Here is a 14,452-nt window from a genome sequence, read left to right as displayed (position 1 = left end):
CATTCACCTCATTAAGGCTGGCATGCCTGGCACGCCAGCCGCATCACCTTAAGAGAACTCCACCTGCTCGCTGGCCGGCGCTTCCTTGTGGGAAAATCCCGGCTGCTCGACGCGGATAAACGCACAGAGGAAAAAGGCCACCACGTACAATGCGGTATAGGCGATGACGACCCCAATGGTGCTGAAGAACGGCAGCAGCACCACGGCGATCGCCGGGGCGAGAAAGTTCGACATCCCCGCCGACAGGTTATACACCGAAATCGCCGCGCCTTTGTGCTTCGGCTCCAGCGCCGGGAACACGGCGGCCAGCGGCACGAAGGCGGCGACAAAGATCCCCAGGGCGATGGCCGGGATCAGCGCCATCGCAAAGCTGTGGCCGAAGTGCTGAGGGATGTAGTAAAACGCCAGGCTGGAGAGCGCCATCCCGATGCAGCCAAACCAGCGCACCACCTTCATCCAGCCCAGTTTTTCGCCCAGAATGCCCCACAGCACGTTAGAGAAAATGGTGGTGAAGAAGAAGACCGCCCACACCTGGAGCCATTCTGAGGTGGTGAAGCCCAGCTCATCGACGAACATCATCGGCATAATCACCGCAAAACCGAACAGCGAGAGCGTATTGATAATTCGCACCATGCTCGACAGCAGAATATTGCGGTTGGTATAGAGCAGCGTCGCGGCGCGGCCCAGCTCGGCAAACTTCTCGCGGGTGGTCAGGTTCTGCATATGCTGCGGCGTTTTAATATGGCGCAGGGAAGCCAGCGCAATCACGCCCCCGGTAACGCAGAAGGCCAGCGCCAGCCACAGGGTGCCCATTTCGCCAATGTGCGGAATGGTGAAACTCGGAATATAGCTGCCGAAGACGCCGATGCCGATGGAATAGACCGCCCAGAACCAGCCGATGGCCGAGCTGGCGTTGTCGCTTTTGACGTTATGGACAATCGCCACGATAAACGAGTAGAGGAATAGCGGATACGCGAAGCCGCGAATGCCGTAGAAAACCAGGATCAGCGCATAGTTGGCGTGACCGAGGCCGAAAACGAGGAACAGCACGTGGAATACGCACCACAGCACGAAGCCAATCATCATGGTTTTCAGCGGCGTAATAATTTCCGCCACCACGCCGGAAATCCACGCCGACAGCGCGGCGGCCAGGCCATAGAGGGTAAAGGCAAAGGAGGCCTCCGCCGGGGAGAATCCGAGCGCTTTGATATAGTGCGAGAGAAAGGCTAATTCAAAACCGTCGCCGGTCATAAATACGGCAATGGCGATGTATCCCCAGAGCAGGTTCAGGGGTAAACCGAGCCACTGTTTATTATTGATAGACATAATGACCTCGTTTTCAGGGTACAGGAGGCCGCTCCGGTCAGTTCACCGGAGCGGTTATGGTGATAAAAATTAATGCTGCCGATAATGCAGATCGTTTAAATACAGGGCCTTAAACTGCGCGTAGCGTTGCATCAGGGTGTGGTGGCGAACGGGATCCGCACGCCAGGTCTGCCACACTTCCGGTTTTTCACATACCGCGGCAACCGGTTTGCCCGCCGCCAGGCAGGCCAGCCGCGCCGCGCCCAGCGCGCCTCCGGTCTCTCCGCCTTTGTGGGTCACCACCGGCATAGCGAGAATATCGGCCAGCAGCTGGGCCCAGAACGGACTGCGGGCGCCCCCGCCCACCAGCGAGCACTGCGCGATCGGCGTCCCGCTCTCTTTCAATACCTGCAGGCCGTCGTTGATGCCAAAGCTCACCCCCTCCAGCACCGCGTAGCCGAGCTGGGCGCGCAGGCTGGAGTGGGTCATACCCCAGAACATGCCGCGAGCGTCAGGATCGTTATGCGGGGTACGTTCCCCGGAGAGATAGGGCAGGAAGAACGGCGCGTTGGCTTTCTCCTCCTCGCTTAGCTCGGCAATCTCCGTCAGCAGCGCCACCTCCGTGGTGCCGGTCAGGCGGCAGAACCACTGCAAACAGCTGGCGGCGCTGAGCATCACGCTCATCTGATGCCACAGGTTCGGCAGAACGTGACAAAACGCATGGACTGCCGACTGCGGCGCCGGACGATAGGCGTCGGTTACCACAAACAGCACCCCGGAGGTGCCGAGCGAAATAAACGCATCCCCCGGCGAGACCGCGCCGACGCCAATGGCGCTGACCGCGTTATCGCCGCCGCCCCCGGCCACCACCACCGAGGCGTTCAGCCCCCAGCGTTCGGCCACCTGCGGGTCAAGGGTGGCGGAAACCTCGCAGCCTTCCACCAGCGTCGGCATCTGGCTGCGCGACAGACCGCACTTGTCCAGCAGCGCATCGGACCAGTCGCGCTTAGCCACGTCCAGCCACAGCGTCCCGGCGGCGTCCGACATATCGGAGACTTTCTTCCCGGTCATCCGGTAGCGCAGATAATCCTTCGGCAGCAGCACCGTGGCGGTGTGCTGAAAGTTTTGCGGCTCGTGACGACGCACCCACAGCAGCTTCGGCGCGGTAAAGCCGGGCATCGCCAGGTTGCCCGCCACCTGATGCAGCTCCGGCGCCATCTCCTCCAGCTCAGCGCACTCTGTGGCGCAGCGGGTGTCGTTCCACAGAATGGCCGGACGGATCGTCTCCCCTTTTTCATCCAGCAACACCGCGCCGTGCATTTGTCCGGAGAGGCCAATCGCCTTGACGGCCTGCCAGTGCTGGGCGCATTTTTCCCGCAGCGTGGCCATCAGATACTCCGTCGCCTCCCACCATAACTCCGGCGACTGTTCTGACCAGTGCGGATGAGGCCGCTGAATGCTCAGCGGCGCGCTATGGCTGGCGATAACCTGATTGTTCTCATCAATGACCAGCGCTTTGACTTCCGATGTGCCAAGATCGATACCCAGATACATAGCCACCTCTTATTTAATCAGCGTGTAAACGGCGGCGACTTTCTCGCGCATCAGCGCCAGGAAATCCGCGTTGTCGGCCAGGTCACCAAACAGGGCTTTATCGCGGGCGAAGACAGCCAGCGGATCCTGAGCCTCATACATCTCATGCACCGCCTGCTCATCCAGGATGCCGTCCTGGTACTGATACGGCAGGGTTCCCTTATGCCACTGCTCCATAAAGACGAAGAACAGCGCCGGCAGCATGGCGGTCGCTTCCGGGCGGACGCCGCGCTGATAGCACTCCTGCAGGGTTGGGGCGATCATCGCCGGAATTTTCGAGAAACCGTCGGCGGCGACGCGCTGGTTGGTGTCCTGGATATGCGGGTTGGTAAAGCGCTTGAGCACCACATCGCGGTAGGTCGGCAAATCAATGCCGTTATCGCCCAGGCATGGGATCACATCTTCCGTGACGTAGCGGTCGGCAATGGCGTAGATAACATCGGTGAGCGTGCTTTCGTGAATATACTGCTGGCCGATTAAGGTCCCCGCCCACGCAATGCAGCTGTGCGACGCGTTCAGGATGCGGATTTTCGCCTCTTCATACGGGATAACCGACTCGACCATCTCCACGCCGACCGCTTCCAGGTTCGGGCGGGCATCGCGGAAATTGTTCTCCACCACCCACTGGATAAAGGTCTCGCCCATGACCGGCGCCTTATCGTCAATGCCGGTTTGCGCTTTGATACGGGCCGGCAGATCGGCCGCCGGACGCGGGGTGATGCGGTCCACCATGGTGTTCGGACAGGTGGTATTGGCCGCCATCCAGTCAATCACCGCCTGTTTGCCGGTAAGTTGCAGGAACTCCACCATCCCGTCGTGGAAGCGCTCGCCGTTATGACGCACGTTGTCGCAGTTGAGCAGGGTCAGCGGCCCGGCGTTGTCCGCCATGCGCTTTTCCAGAATTCGCGCGAGGGTGCCGTAAATGGTTTTGCATTCGCCTTTCAGGTCAGCCTGCAGATCGGGGTTGCTGGTTTCCAGTTGATGGCGGGTATTCAGGTAGTACCCCCCTTCCGTCACGGTAAAGGCGATAACTTTGGTTTGCGGGTTGGCCCCTTCGTTAATCAGCGGCTGCAGCCCGGCCTGCCACGGCAGCAATTTCTGAATTGAGGTGATCTCTTCATATTCACGCTCCCCTTCCGGGCTGACGGTCTCCAGGACGTAACGTCCGCCCTGCGCCGTCAGCGCCTGCACCACCTGCTCGGCGTCATTGCGAATATTGCCCGCCGCGATGCGCCAGCGCTTATCGCCGGAAGCGATCAGACGATGCAGATACCACGCCTGATGCGCGCGATGAAAAGAACCCAGACCGATATGAAGCCATGTGAATTGATTGTTCATGTTCTGCTCTCCTTGAGTGGATGGCGCCACTGTAATTGATCATTTGACCAAAATAAGAGCCACGGATCACAAAAGAGCAATTACCCATTTAAATTACAAATGACCAGTAAAGAGCAAAAGCTTGCCAGTTATGGCAACCACGGCGAGAATGCGGATATTCGCCGGGCCAATTGCGCGCCCTGGCCAGCAACTTAGGGCGGGAAACCATGAGTAAAGAAGACGATATCCGGTTGGATCAGAAGGTGCGTGCCGCATGGATGTACTACATCGCCGGCCAGAATCAGAGCGAGATCGCCAGCCAGTTGGGCACCTCCAGACCGGTGGTGCAACGGCTGATCGCCGCCGCGAAAGAAGAAGGGATTGTGTCGATTAATCTGCACCATCCGGTGGCGAACTGCCTCGATTATGCGCAGTTGTTGCAGGAAAAGTACCGGCTTCTCGAATGCAATGTGGTCCCCGCCTTTAGCGAAGAGAGTACCCTCGACAGCGTATCGTTTGGCTGCTATCAGCTGATGGCTCGCTATCTGCAGGATGATAAAGAGAAAATCATCGGCCTGGGCTCGGGCCTGACCCTGAAAAAAGCGCTGCAGCGCATCGATTTCGACAGCCTGAATACCCGCTGCGTGGCGCTGATCAGCGCCATGGACGCCGACGGGCAGTGCAACTATTACGATGATGTCCCGCTGTTGCTCACCCGCAAAATTAAGGCCAAGTACTATCAGTGGCCTGCGCCGCGCTACGCCCAGACCGCGGATGAGTATGAGATGTGGTGCACCAATCGCTTATTCCGCAGCGTCTCTGGCGTCGCCCGGGAGGCGGATGTGATTTTTGTCGGTATTGCTCCGCTGGGCACGCAAAGTCCCATCTTTAAAGACGGCTTTATCAATCAGGCGCAGATGGATGAGCTGACCGCCCGCGGCGGCATCGGGGAGATCCTCGGGCGGTTTATCGATGCAGAAGGCGAGGTGGTAGACAGCGAGATCAACCGCATGATCACCAGCTATGATATCCGCCAGAACCACTGCCCGCGGATTGCCGCGGCCTGTGGAGAATACAAACGACCGGCGATCCTGGCCGCCCTTAAAGGCGGCTGGATCAACGGTCTGGTGACCGATGAACATACCGCGCGCTGGCTGCTGACGCGCTAACGGCAATCAGCAGACGGCGACTCAGCTACTGCTCATCAATCGCGGCGGAATTTCAATCCGCTGCTGGCTGGCTTCGCCGGCGTCAATAATCGAAAAAACAGCGTCCAGCATCGCCGGTACGTCCTGCTGCACCATGTCGATATCGTGCCCCAGCAGATAGACAAACGGATCCCAGTCGAAGCAGCCCATCGGCGGCTGCTCGCTGCCGGTCAGCCCCACCTGCGACAGCCAGCGCACAACCCCTTCGAGGGATATCGTCGAGTTAACAAATATCCCCTGCAATAGCGTCTTCGCGCTGCCAAACCGCTCCTGCAGGCAGGCCTCAACGTGACCTTTCGAATAGCCGGGAGCCAGAATATTCGCCTGCGGCACGCGCAGCCCCTGCTCGTGATGCGCATCGTGAAAGCCGCGTAAGCGCTCGCTGGTGTTATGGTCGTTGCTGCGCCCGCCGATGAAGGTCAGCGGCGCCAGCTCTCCCCGACGGCGGGCGCTATTAGCGAGGATCTTGTGGGTCAGCGCTTTCGCGCCGCCGTAGTTATCTGAAATCACCGACGGAGAGAGAGACCCCGGCAGGTCGAGATTGATCGTGGGCACGCCCGCCTGCTGGCACTGCGCGGAGATTTTATCCGGATTGGTCGCCCCGGTCGCGATCACCCAGTCAACCTGCCAGGAGAGCATCGCTTTTACCGCTTCGAGCTCCAGATCCGGGCTTCGGCGCGTACAGGTGATAATCGGCAGCAGGCCACGCTCGCGGGCCATCTCCTCAAAGCGTTCGGCGACGGAGCCGAAGTAGCGGTTATCGTATTTGGGGATAATCATGCCAATGACGTGTGATTTTTTACTGCGCAGCATGCTGGCCTGGCGGTTAATCGCATAGCCCTGCTCCTCAGCAATCCGTGTCACCTTTTCGGCAAGCTTTGCGCTGATGCGGCGTTTTTTCCAGTTGCCGTTGAGGATTGCGCTCACCGCGCTCGCCGAAACGCCGGAAAGCTCCGCCAGGTCGTAAATCGTTATCTTCTTCATTTTTCCAACTTGCGTCACAAAATCATGTCGCTGTTAATTTCCCCACTTGCTCAATCGATGAAGCGAGAGCAACATAGCTTCATCGATTGAGCATCCATTTCACGCCAGGAAGTACGCGCGCATACCGCCTTAACATGCCAGCAAGCCTGAATAATGATGCTGATATTCAATAGGTTACCATGTTTTTGTCCATCACCTCGAACGCGATGCCCTCGGGTTCGATAGTTGCAACCAGACACGGCAAAGGATTATAAAATGAACCACTCTGTCTCCTCTATGAATACTTCCCTCAGCGGTAAAGTCGCCGCGATCACCGGCGCGGCGTCCGGTATCGGCCTCGAGTGCGCGAGGACCCTGCTGGGAGCTGGCGCAAAAGTGGTGCTTATCGACCGCGAAGGCGAAAAGCTCAACAAACTGGTCGCCGAACTAGGCGAAAACGCCTTCGCTCTGCAGGTGGATCTGATGCAGGCGGACCAGGTCGATAACCTTCTGCAGGGCATTTTGCAGCTCACCGGGCGTCTCGATATCTTCCACGCCAACGCCGGGGCCTATATCGGCGGGCCGGTGGCCGAGGGCGACCCGGACGTCTGGGACCGCGTGCTGCACCTCAACATCAACGCCGCCTTCCGCTGCGTGCGTAGCGTCCTGCCGCATCTGATCGCGCAAAAGTCCGGGGATATTATATTCACCAGCTCCATCGCGGGCGTGGTGCCGGTGATCTGGGAGCCTGTCTATACCGCGTCGAAATTCGCCGTGCAGGCGTTTGTACATACGACTCGTCGCCAGGTGGCGCAGTATGGCGTGCGCGTCGGCGCCGTACTACCGGGCCCGGTGGTGACCGCTCTGCTGGACGACTGGCCAAAAGCCAAAATGGATGAAGCGCTGGCCAACGGCAGTTTGATGCAGCCGATTGAAGTGGCGGAGTCAGTGCTGTTTATGGTGACGCGTTCGAAAAACGTCACCGTACGCGACATTGTGATCCTGCCGAACAGCGTGGATCTCTGATCCGTAACCAGCCTGTGAGAGGATGTGATGCAAAACGATACGCAAAACATTATTGGTGTGGATGTCGGTTCGGGCAGTGCGCGCGCCGGGGTATTCAATCTGCGGGGCGAGCTTCTCGCCCACGCGACCCGGGAAATTACCCTCTTTCGCAGCGCCGGAAACAGGGTGGAGCAGTCGAGCCGTGAGATCTGGCAGGCGGTGTGCTACTGCATTAAAACCGCCGTGGCCAGCGCCGGCGTCCCGCCGTCATCGATCGCCGGGATCGGCTTCGATGCCACCTGTTCGCTGGTGGTGATTGGCGATAACGACGCGCCGCTGGCGGTCGGGCCTTCCGACGATCCGGACCGCAATATTATCGTCTGGATGGATCATCGCGCCACCGGGCAGGCGGAAAAGATCAACGCGACGGGCCACCCGGTGCTGCAGTACGTTGGCGGCAAAATTTCGCCGGAGATGGAAACGCCGAAAATTCTGTGGTTGAAGGAGAATCGCCCGCACATCTATCAGCAGGCGCGCCACTTCTTCGACCTCGCTGATTACCTTACCTGGCGCTCAACCGGCGATGAAGCCCGCTCGGTCTGCACTGTGACCTGTAAATGGACCTACCTGGCGCATGAACAACGCTGGGATGCCGGCTACTTCCGCCAGATTGGCCTCGAAGAGCTGGCGGATGAAGATTTTGTCCGCATCGGCCAACGGATTGTCGAACCTGGAACCCCCTGCGGCGACGGTCTTTGCGCCACGGCGGCAGAGGAGATGGGACTGCCGATCGGTACGCCGGTGGCGGTGGGGATGATTGACGCCCACGCGGGCGGCATCGGCACCGTCGGGGTACTTAACGGCGCGGTCAACAATATGGCCTACGTCTTCGGCACCTCCTCCTGCACCATGACCACCACTGAGGAAGCGGTGTTCGTCCCCGGCGTCTGGGGCCCATACTATTCGGCGATGGTGCCTGGCTACTGGCTGATTGAAGGCGGACAAAGCGCCGCCGGCGCGGCTATCGACCAGCTGCTGAGCTTCCATCCGGCGGCGGCGGAGGCTCGCGAGCAAGCGAAAGCGGCGGGCATCCCTCTGCCGGTCTGGCTGGCGGATCGCGTACTGGCGCAGACGGCTTCTCCTTCTGAGGCGGTAACGCTGGCCGCCGGTCTGCACGTGGTGCCCGAATTTCTCGGTAACCGCGCGCCGCTTGCCGACCCACACGCGAAAGCGCTGATTGCCGGGCTGGGGATGGAGCGGGACCTGGATAACCTGACCGCGCTATACGTTGCCGGATTATGCGGGATTGGCTATGGCCTGCGACAGATCCTCGACGCCCAGCGCGCCTGCGGGATTGAGAGTGAAAATATCATCATCAGCGGCGGGGCCGGACAGCATCCGCTGGTGCGTCAGCTGCTGGCCGACGCCTGCGGCGTTAGCGTCGTGAGCACCGTCAGCAGCGAGCCGGTGCTGTTAGGCTCCGCCATCCTCGGCGCGGTGGCGGGCAGAGTCGCGGCTTCGCTGCCGGAGGCCATGAAGCAATTCACTCAGGTGGATGCCACCTATCACAGCGAGACTGCGTTTAGCTCGTTACATCAGCGCAGATATGAGGCCTATAAGGCGCTACAACAGGCCGGCAGGCTGATTCGCGAATAACATCCCTCTTTTTTTAATAACAATAATGCTCCGCTGCTGTGCAGCGGAGACACTCATCTGCACTCTGAAATCGAGGTCAACATGTCCGTAAATAACAAACAGTGGTATGGTCTACCGCTCAACCTCATCTGGGGATATGTCGCCATCGCCGTGTTTATGACCGGCGACGGCTTTGAGCTGGCTTTTCTGTCGCACTACATCAAAACACTCGGATTCACCCCGGCGCAGGCTTCCTTTGCCTTTACGCTTTACGGTCTGGCCGCCGCCCTGTCGGCGTGGATTTCCGGCGTGGTGGCGGAAATCATCACCCCGCGCAAGGCCATGATGATCGGCTTCGTGCTGTGGTGTGTATTCCACGTGCTGTTCCTCGTCTTCGGCCTCGGTCGCGCCAACTATGCGCTGATCCTGCTGTTTTATGGCATTCGCGGCCTGGCCTACCCGCTGTTCCTCTACTCATTTATCGTCGCCATTATCCACAACGTTCGCAGCGACAGTTCCAGCTCTGCGCTGGGCTGGTTCTGGGCGGTCTACTCCGTGGGTATCGGCGTGTTCGGCAGCTATATTCCGAGCTTCACCATTCCCCACATTGGCGAAATGGGCACTCTGTGGCTGGCGCTGGTCTTCTGTGCCGCCGGCGGCATCATTGCGTTGGTGTCGATGCGTCATACCGAAACGCCGCGCCATATGCAGAACCTGACCACTCGCGAAAAACTCGCCGAACTGGGGCGCGCTGCGACGCTGCTCTATACCAACCGCAGCATCCTGTTCTCCAGCATCGTGCGCATTATTAACACCCTGTCGCTGTTTGGTTTTGCGGTGATTATGCCGATGATGTTCGTTGATGAGCTGGGCTTTACCACCTCGGAGTGGCTCCAGGTGTGGGCGGCCTTCTTCTTTTCCACCATCTTTTCGAACGTTTTCTGGGGGATCGTGGCGGAGAAAATGGGCTGGATGAAGGTGGTTCGCTGGTTCGGCTGCATCGGGATGGCGCTTTCCAGCCTGGCGTTTTACTACATCCCTCAGCACTTTGGCCACAGCTTTGCGATGGCGCTGGTGCCGGCTATTGCCCTGGGTATTTTCGTCGCCGCGTTCGTGCCGATGGCGGCGGTGTTCCCGGCGCTGGAGCCGAACCATAAAGGCGCGGCGATTTCGGTCTATAACCTGTCTGCCGGGCTGTCGAACTTTCTGGCGCCGGCGATCGCCGTGGTGCTGCTGCCCTATTTCAGCACCATCGGGGTGGTGATTGCCTATACCGCCTTATATATTCTGGCCTTCTTCCTGTGCCCGTTAATCCGCGTTGAACAGCCTGGCATTACCCGCGCTCAGAGTGCGAAACCGTTTACCGCCAACGCGGCGGAGTCTTAATAAACCCGACATCTGCTATGAACAACGAGCAATCCGGGCGGTGACGCCCGGATTTTCGCCTTAGGCGATGGTGACTTTCCCGTCGAGATAGACATCCTGTACGGCATTGATCAGCTTCACGCCGTCGGCCATCGATTTCTTAAACGCTTTGCGGCCAAGGATCAGCCCCATGCCGCCGGCGCGTTTATTGATCACCGCGGTGCGCACCGCGTCGGCAAGGTCGGTCTCCCCGCCCGCCGCGCCGCCGGAGTTAATCAGCCCGGCGCGGCCCATGTAGCAGTTGGCCAGCTGGTAGCGCACCAGATCGATGGGGTTATCGCTGGTCAGTTTGCTGTACACCCGGTCATCGGTATAGCCGAAGTTAACCGCTTTGTAGCCGCCGTTATTCTCCGCCATCTTTTGCTTGACGATATCGGCGCCGATGGTGGCCGCCAGGTGGTTGGCCTGACCGGTCAGGTCAGCGGAAACATGGTAGTCGACACCGTCTTTCTTGAATGCCGAATTGCGCAGATAGGCCCACAGCACGGTGACCAGGCCCAGCTCATGGGCCCGCTCAAAGGCCGCGGAGATCTCTTCTATCTGACGACGCGATTGTTCCGAGCCGAAATAGATCGTCGCGCCCACGGCCACCGCCCCCATATTGAACGCCTGCTCAACGCTGGCGTAGAGGGTCTGGTCGTACTCGGTGGGGTAGCTCAGCGTTTCGTTATGGTTGAGCTTCACCAGGAAAGGAATACGATGCGCGTAACGGCGCGACACCGAGGCCAGCACGCCGTAGGTCGACGCCACGCAGTTACAGCCAGCTTCGATCGCCAGCTCGACGATATTCTTCGGATCAAAGTACAGCGGGTTGGCGGCGAAAGAGGCCCCCGCCGAGTGCTCCACGCCCTGGTCGACCGGCAGAATGGACAGGTAGCCGGTCCCCCCCAGTCGTCCGGTGTTGTACAGGGTTTGCATATTGCGTAGCACCGCCGGCGGCCGGTTGTTATCCACCATCACCCGATCAACATAATCTGCGCCAGGCAGATACAGCTGGTCGGCCGGAATGGTTATACAACGGTGCTGCAAAAGGCTCTCGGCATCTTTGCCCAGCAACTGCGTAATATCAGTCATAGCAATCTCCCGTAAGGCCGGCCGGAGCCGGCATGCATTATCCCAACCCAATTATTTTGGGCAGGTTAAGCCTGGTACCGACTTAGCCTATTTTCCAGCCGGGAGGGCATTTTTTCAGGAGATTCTGCTGTCCCGTTACGCTGCCATTTACCACCAGGCATGGAAATGGTGCACCGGCCCGATGCCGTGGCCCACCTCCAGGGAGTCGGCCTGCGCCAGGGCCGCCGACAGCCAGGCCTTGGCCTCGGTAACGGTGGCCGCCCAGTCGGCGTGACGCGGACGCAGCGCCGCCAGCGCCGCCGAGAGCGTGCAGCCGGTGCCGTGCGTGTTTTTGGTCTGTACTCGCGGCGCGGTAAATCGCTGTTCCCCTTCGCGGGTGAAGAGCCAGTCCGGGCTCTCGGCATCGTCGAGATGGCCGCCCTTCATCAATACCGCGCCGCAGCCCAGCGCCAGCAGCGCCCGCCCCTGCTCCAGCATTTCGCGCTCGTTGCGCGCATGGGGTGCATCAAGCAGGGCGGCCGCTTCCGGCAGGTTCGGGGTGATCAGCGACACCTGCGGCAACAATCGTTGACGCAGGGTCTCCACCGCCGAGGCCGACAGCAGCGGATCGCCGCTTTTCGCCAGCATGACGGTATCCAGCACCACGTTGGCCACCCGGTAGCGCACCAGCCGCTCGGCCACGGCTTCCACAATATCGGTTTCCGCCAGCATGCCGATTTTGGTGGTATCGATGCGCACATCGCTGAACACCGAATCGAGCTGCGCCGCCACAAAGTCCGGTTCAATACGATAGACCGACTGCACGCCGCGGGTATTCTGCGCCACCAGGGCGGTGATCGCCGAGCAGCCGTAGGCCCCCAGCGCGGAGAAGGTTTTCAGATCGGCCTGGATACCGGCCCCGCCGCTGGGATCGGTGCCGGCGATGGTCAGAGCATTGATGCGTTTCATGCGCGCACCTCCTGATACAGCGCGTCGAGAAACGCCGGAACAAAGCTCCCGGGCCCCCCGTGACGGGCGGCGATTTCCCCGGCCTGCTTCATGAGCCCGCAGGCGGCGGCCACGTTTTCCAGCCGGTCTCCCGGCAGCGCCGCGCTCGCCGCCACCACCGCCGACAGCGCGCAGCCGGTGCCCACCACCCGGGTCATCAGCGCACTGCCGCCCGCCACGCTGAGCACCCGCTCGCCGTCGGTGACGTAATCCACCTCACCGGTGACCGCCACGACGGTGGTCAACTGACGAGCCAGCGCCTGGGCCGCCGGCAGCGCCGCGGCGGCCGTATCGGTGGTATCCACCCCGCGCCCGCCGGCGCTCATCCCGGCCAGCGCCAGAATTTCGGAGGCATTCCCGCGAATGGCCGCCGGCTGGAAGGCCAGCAGCGCGTGACAAAAGGCCGTGCGCACGGTCAGGGCGCCGACCGCCACCGGATCCAGCGTCCAGGGCTTGCCGGCCTGGCGGGCCTGCTCCACTGCGGCACGCATGGCCACTGCGCGATCTTCGGTCAGGGTGCCGACGTTGATTAACAGCGCATCGGCGATGGCGGCGAACTGCGCCGCTTCGCGGGGATCGATCACCATCGCCGGCGAGGCGCCGACGGCCAGCAGAACATTGGCGGTAAAGGTCTGCACCACGTCATTGGTCATGCAGTGCACAAGGGGGGAATGGGCGCGCAGCAGATGGCGCAGGTGCGCGACAGGCGCGGGATTCAACAGCTCAGGCATGGTTTGCTCCCGCCAGACGAGGTAGAAGCAATGACCCTGCGGTCTCTGACTTCCCTACGCTGGCATTATCCAGATCAGGTGGTACGGGTATTTCTCAGCCTTCAACGAAGAAGGGCACCCCGAGTCATTTACTAAAAAATCAACATATTGCGATTAACGTTCCGTTAATCCCTGTCCTGGATCATGCCAGCGGGAAGCCAAAGAGACAACCCTAAAAATGCGATGTGCCCCAGCTTTTGTCCCCAAATATGCCCTATATAAAAGCATTAGGCACCAGTAAAAACTGGAAGCCCAGCTTCCTTTGTTACTGATTTTCGCTATCGCTAATTAGTTGATGCAGTTCCATAGAGTAAAGTTTTAAGGAAAACAGACTTTCAAGACCTACAGTAAAGGCGCGGGGATGAAGGAACTATCGGAATATGAGGAGTCAGTTACTTTGATTGTTCCAAATCATAACCCGAACTCCGATTTTCCTCAAAATCTTCCCTAATAAAGCCCCTGGCTTCATGGAGTTGGAAGATACTATATACCGTCTTTACTTCCCCCTATCACATCGGCCCCCTGCTACCGGGTAGCTCCGTTCTCCAGCATTCTGCGGCTTCGCTCAATGACTCCCTCGGTCATGACCCGGTGGCGGCCGATTTTACCCAGTTCACTCGCCGCGGCTAAACCAGCTCGGACACGCTCCACTATCAACACGCGCTTTTTCTCCGGCAGGGCGCTCATGACGTGGAAGAAAAACCAACCTTCAGGTTTAGAGATATCGATACTGTCAATCAGACTGTGGAAATTTACCCAGCGCACCCGCAGTTCCAGTTGGTATCCATCCAGCACAGTATTGTGATAGCAAGGATATCTTCGATATGATCTGATGCTGTGGAGGGGACTCGCCACTTCTTAGCAATGTCATGATAAATTCAGACTCGACAGTACAGACACATCCGTGTAATTTTGCTATAAAGATAGAGTTTTATTATGTTTTATTTATTTCATTAACTTATTAAGTGATTTGATTATGGGAAAAGTTAGAAATTTATCATTTGATTTTCTAAAGGGCTTTTTAATTATTCTCGTCATCACAGGCCATATTCTACCTGGCAATGCCAATGAAGGGGTTAGAGGCATTATATATTATTTTCACATGCCACTTTTTCTAGGGAAGGTGCGAACAAGTTCCTGATATGAGATCATCATATTCATCCGGAGCGC

General features: G+C 59.1%; 11 protein-coding genes, 1 pseudogene and 1 riboswitch. Of the genes and pseudogenes, 4 read left to right on the top strand and 8 right to left on the bottom strand.

Going from position 1 to position 14,452, the window contains the following annotated elements; genetic code table 11:
• Positions 1 to 48: 48 nt before the first annotated feature.
• The 3 genes from dalT to dalD form a co-directional block, all read right to left on the bottom strand.
• The gene (gene dalT / locus ABLV54_RS22175) at positions 49 to 1,326 is read right to left on the bottom strand and encodes a D-arabinitol transporter (RefSeq protein WP_048336184.1); all 1,278 of its coding nucleotides are present in this window, start codon (positions 1,324 to 1,326) and stop codon (positions 49 to 51) included.
• A 69-nt stretch (positions 1,327 to 1,395) separates the two neighbouring features.
• Positions 1,396 to 2,859 carry a xylulokinase gene (gene xylB / locus ABLV54_RS22170; RefSeq protein WP_286129636.1) on the bottom strand — a complete coding sequence of 488 codons (1,464 nt, stop codon included), beginning with the start codon at positions 2,857 to 2,859 and terminating at the stop codon, positions 1,396 to 1,398.
• 9 nt (positions 2,860 to 2,868) lie between these two features.
• Positions 2,869 to 4,236 (bottom strand): D-arabinitol 4-dehydrogenase, encoded by a 1,368-nt coding sequence (gene dalD, locus ABLV54_RS22165; protein WP_049013472.1) that lies wholly within the window; start codon positions 4,234 to 4,236, stop codon positions 2,869 to 2,871.
• A gap of 206 nt (positions 4,237 to 4,442) precedes the next feature.
• Between dalD and ABLV54_RS22160 the strand changes: the two genes are divergently transcribed.
• Positions 4,443 to 5,384, top strand: coding sequence for a sugar-binding domain-containing protein (locus ABLV54_RS22160; protein WP_348814227.1), 942 nt, complete (start codon positions 4,443 to 4,445; stop codon positions 5,382 to 5,384).
• Between the two features lie 21 nt (positions 5,385 to 5,405).
• Here the strand turns inward: ABLV54_RS22160 and ABLV54_RS22155 are convergent, their stop codons facing one another.
• A complete protein-coding gene (locus tag ABLV54_RS22155) occupies positions 5,406 to 6,407 on the bottom strand; it encodes a LacI family DNA-binding transcriptional regulator (RefSeq protein ID WP_348814226.1) in 1,002 nt (333 codons plus the stop codon).
• 255 nt (positions 6,408 to 6,662) lie between these two features.
• On the opposite strand from ABLV54_RS22155, the gene ABLV54_RS22150 reads away from it, so the two are divergent.
• The 3 genes from ABLV54_RS22150 to ABLV54_RS22140 all read left to right on the top strand — a co-directional run bounded on the left by ABLV54_RS22150 (position 6,663) and on the right by ABLV54_RS22140 (position 10,412).
• The gene (locus ABLV54_RS22150; RefSeq protein WP_004180592.1) at positions 6,663 to 7,412 is read left to right on the top strand and encodes an SDR family oxidoreductase; all 750 of its coding nucleotides are present in this window, start codon (positions 6,663 to 6,665) and stop codon (positions 7,410 to 7,412) included.
• Between the two features lie 27 nt (positions 7,413 to 7,439).
• Positions 7,440 to 9,047, top strand: coding sequence for an FGGY-family carbohydrate kinase (locus ABLV54_RS22145; RefSeq protein ID WP_248861093.1), 1,608 nt, complete (start codon positions 7,440 to 7,442; stop codon positions 9,045 to 9,047).
• 81 nt (positions 9,048 to 9,128) lie between these two features.
• Positions 9,129 to 10,412: an RbtT/DalT/CsbX family MFS transporter gene (locus ABLV54_RS22140; protein WP_248861094.1), complete on the top strand. Its 1,284-nt coding sequence runs from the start codon at positions 9,129 to 9,131 to the stop codon at positions 10,410 to 10,412.
• A 60-nt stretch (positions 10,413 to 10,472) separates the two neighbouring features.
• Here ABLV54_RS22140 and fbaB read toward each other — a convergent pair whose 3' ends face one another.
• The 4 genes and pseudogenes from fbaB to ABLV54_RS22120 form a co-directional block, all read right to left on the bottom strand.
• On the bottom strand, positions 10,473 to 11,525 hold the full coding sequence (gene fbaB, locus ABLV54_RS22135; protein ID WP_004201578.1) for a class I fructose-bisphosphate aldolase: 1,053 nt from the start codon (positions 11,523 to 11,525) through the stop codon (positions 10,473 to 10,475).
• A gap of 147 nt (positions 11,526 to 11,672) precedes the next feature.
• Positions 11,673 to 12,473 carry a bifunctional hydroxymethylpyrimidine kinase/phosphomethylpyrimidine kinase gene (gene thiD / locus ABLV54_RS22130; RefSeq protein ID WP_060590000.1) on the bottom strand — a complete coding sequence of 267 codons (801 nt, stop codon included), beginning with the start codon at positions 12,471 to 12,473 and terminating at the stop codon, positions 11,673 to 11,675.
• On the bottom strand, positions 12,470 to 13,243 hold the full coding sequence (thiM, locus tag ABLV54_RS22125; protein WP_023290408.1) for a hydroxyethylthiazole kinase: 774 nt from the start codon (positions 13,241 to 13,243) through the stop codon (positions 12,470 to 12,472). Before thiM ends, thiD begins: the two co-directional genes overlap by 4 nt.
• A gap of 34 nt (positions 13,244 to 13,277) precedes the next feature.
• Positions 13,278 to 13,375: riboswitch (TPP riboswitch) on the bottom strand.
• A gap of 435 nt (positions 13,376 to 13,810) precedes the next feature.
• Positions 13,811 to 14,056, bottom strand: a pseudogene (locus ABLV54_RS22120) (recombinase family protein); the annotation flags it as partial.
• Positions 14,057 to 14,452 lie beyond the last annotated feature (396 nt).

The sequence above is a fragment of the Klebsiella sp. JB_Kp042 genome, assembly GCF_040065275.1.
Taxonomy (GTDB): Bacteria; Pseudomonadota; Gammaproteobacteria; order Enterobacterales; family Enterobacteriaceae; genus Klebsiella; species Klebsiella quasipneumoniae.
This window is presented reverse-complemented; position numbering and strand designations above follow the sequence as displayed.

Bases quoted from the DNA above. Each gene is read 5' to 3' on its own strand.
- dalD (WP_049013472.1), bottom strand. From the start codon at position 4,236: ATGAACAATCAATTCACATGGCTTCATATCGGTCTGGGTTCTTTTCAT.
- ABLV54_RS22145 (WP_248861093.1), top strand. From the start codon at position 7,440: ATGCAAAACGATACGCAAAACATTATTGGTGTGGATGTCGGTTCGGGC.
- ABLV54_RS22150 (WP_004180592.1), top strand. From the start codon at position 6,663: ATGAACCACTCTGTCTCCTCTATGAATACTTCCCTCAGCGGTAAAGTC.
- ABLV54_RS22160 (WP_348814227.1), top strand. From the start codon at position 4,443: ATGAGTAAAGAAGACGATATCCGGTTGGATCAGAAGGTGCGTGCCGCA.
- thiM (WP_023290408.1), bottom strand. From the start codon at position 13,243: ATGCCTGAGCTGTTGAATCCCGCGCCTGTCGCGCACCTGCGCCATCTG.
- ABLV54_RS22155 (WP_348814226.1), bottom strand. From the start codon at position 6,407: ATGAAGAAGATAACGATTTACGACCTGGCGGAGCTTTCCGGCGTTTCG.
- ABLV54_RS22140 (WP_248861094.1), top strand. From the start codon at position 9,129: ATGTCCGTAAATAACAAACAGTGGTATGGTCTACCGCTCAACCTCATC.
- xylB (WP_286129636.1), bottom strand. From the start codon at position 2,859: ATGTATCTGGGTATCGATCTTGGCACATCGGAAGTCAAAGCGCTGGTC.
- dalT (WP_048336184.1), bottom strand. From the start codon at position 1,326: ATGTCTATCAATAATAAACAGTGGCTCGGTTTACCCCTGAACCTGCTC.
- fbaB (WP_004201578.1), bottom strand. From the start codon at position 11,525: ATGACTGATATTACGCAGTTGCTGGGCAAAGATGCCGAGAGCCTTTTG.
- thiD (WP_060590000.1), bottom strand. From the start codon at position 12,473: ATGAAACGCATCAATGCTCTGACCATCGCCGGCACCGATCCCAGCGGC.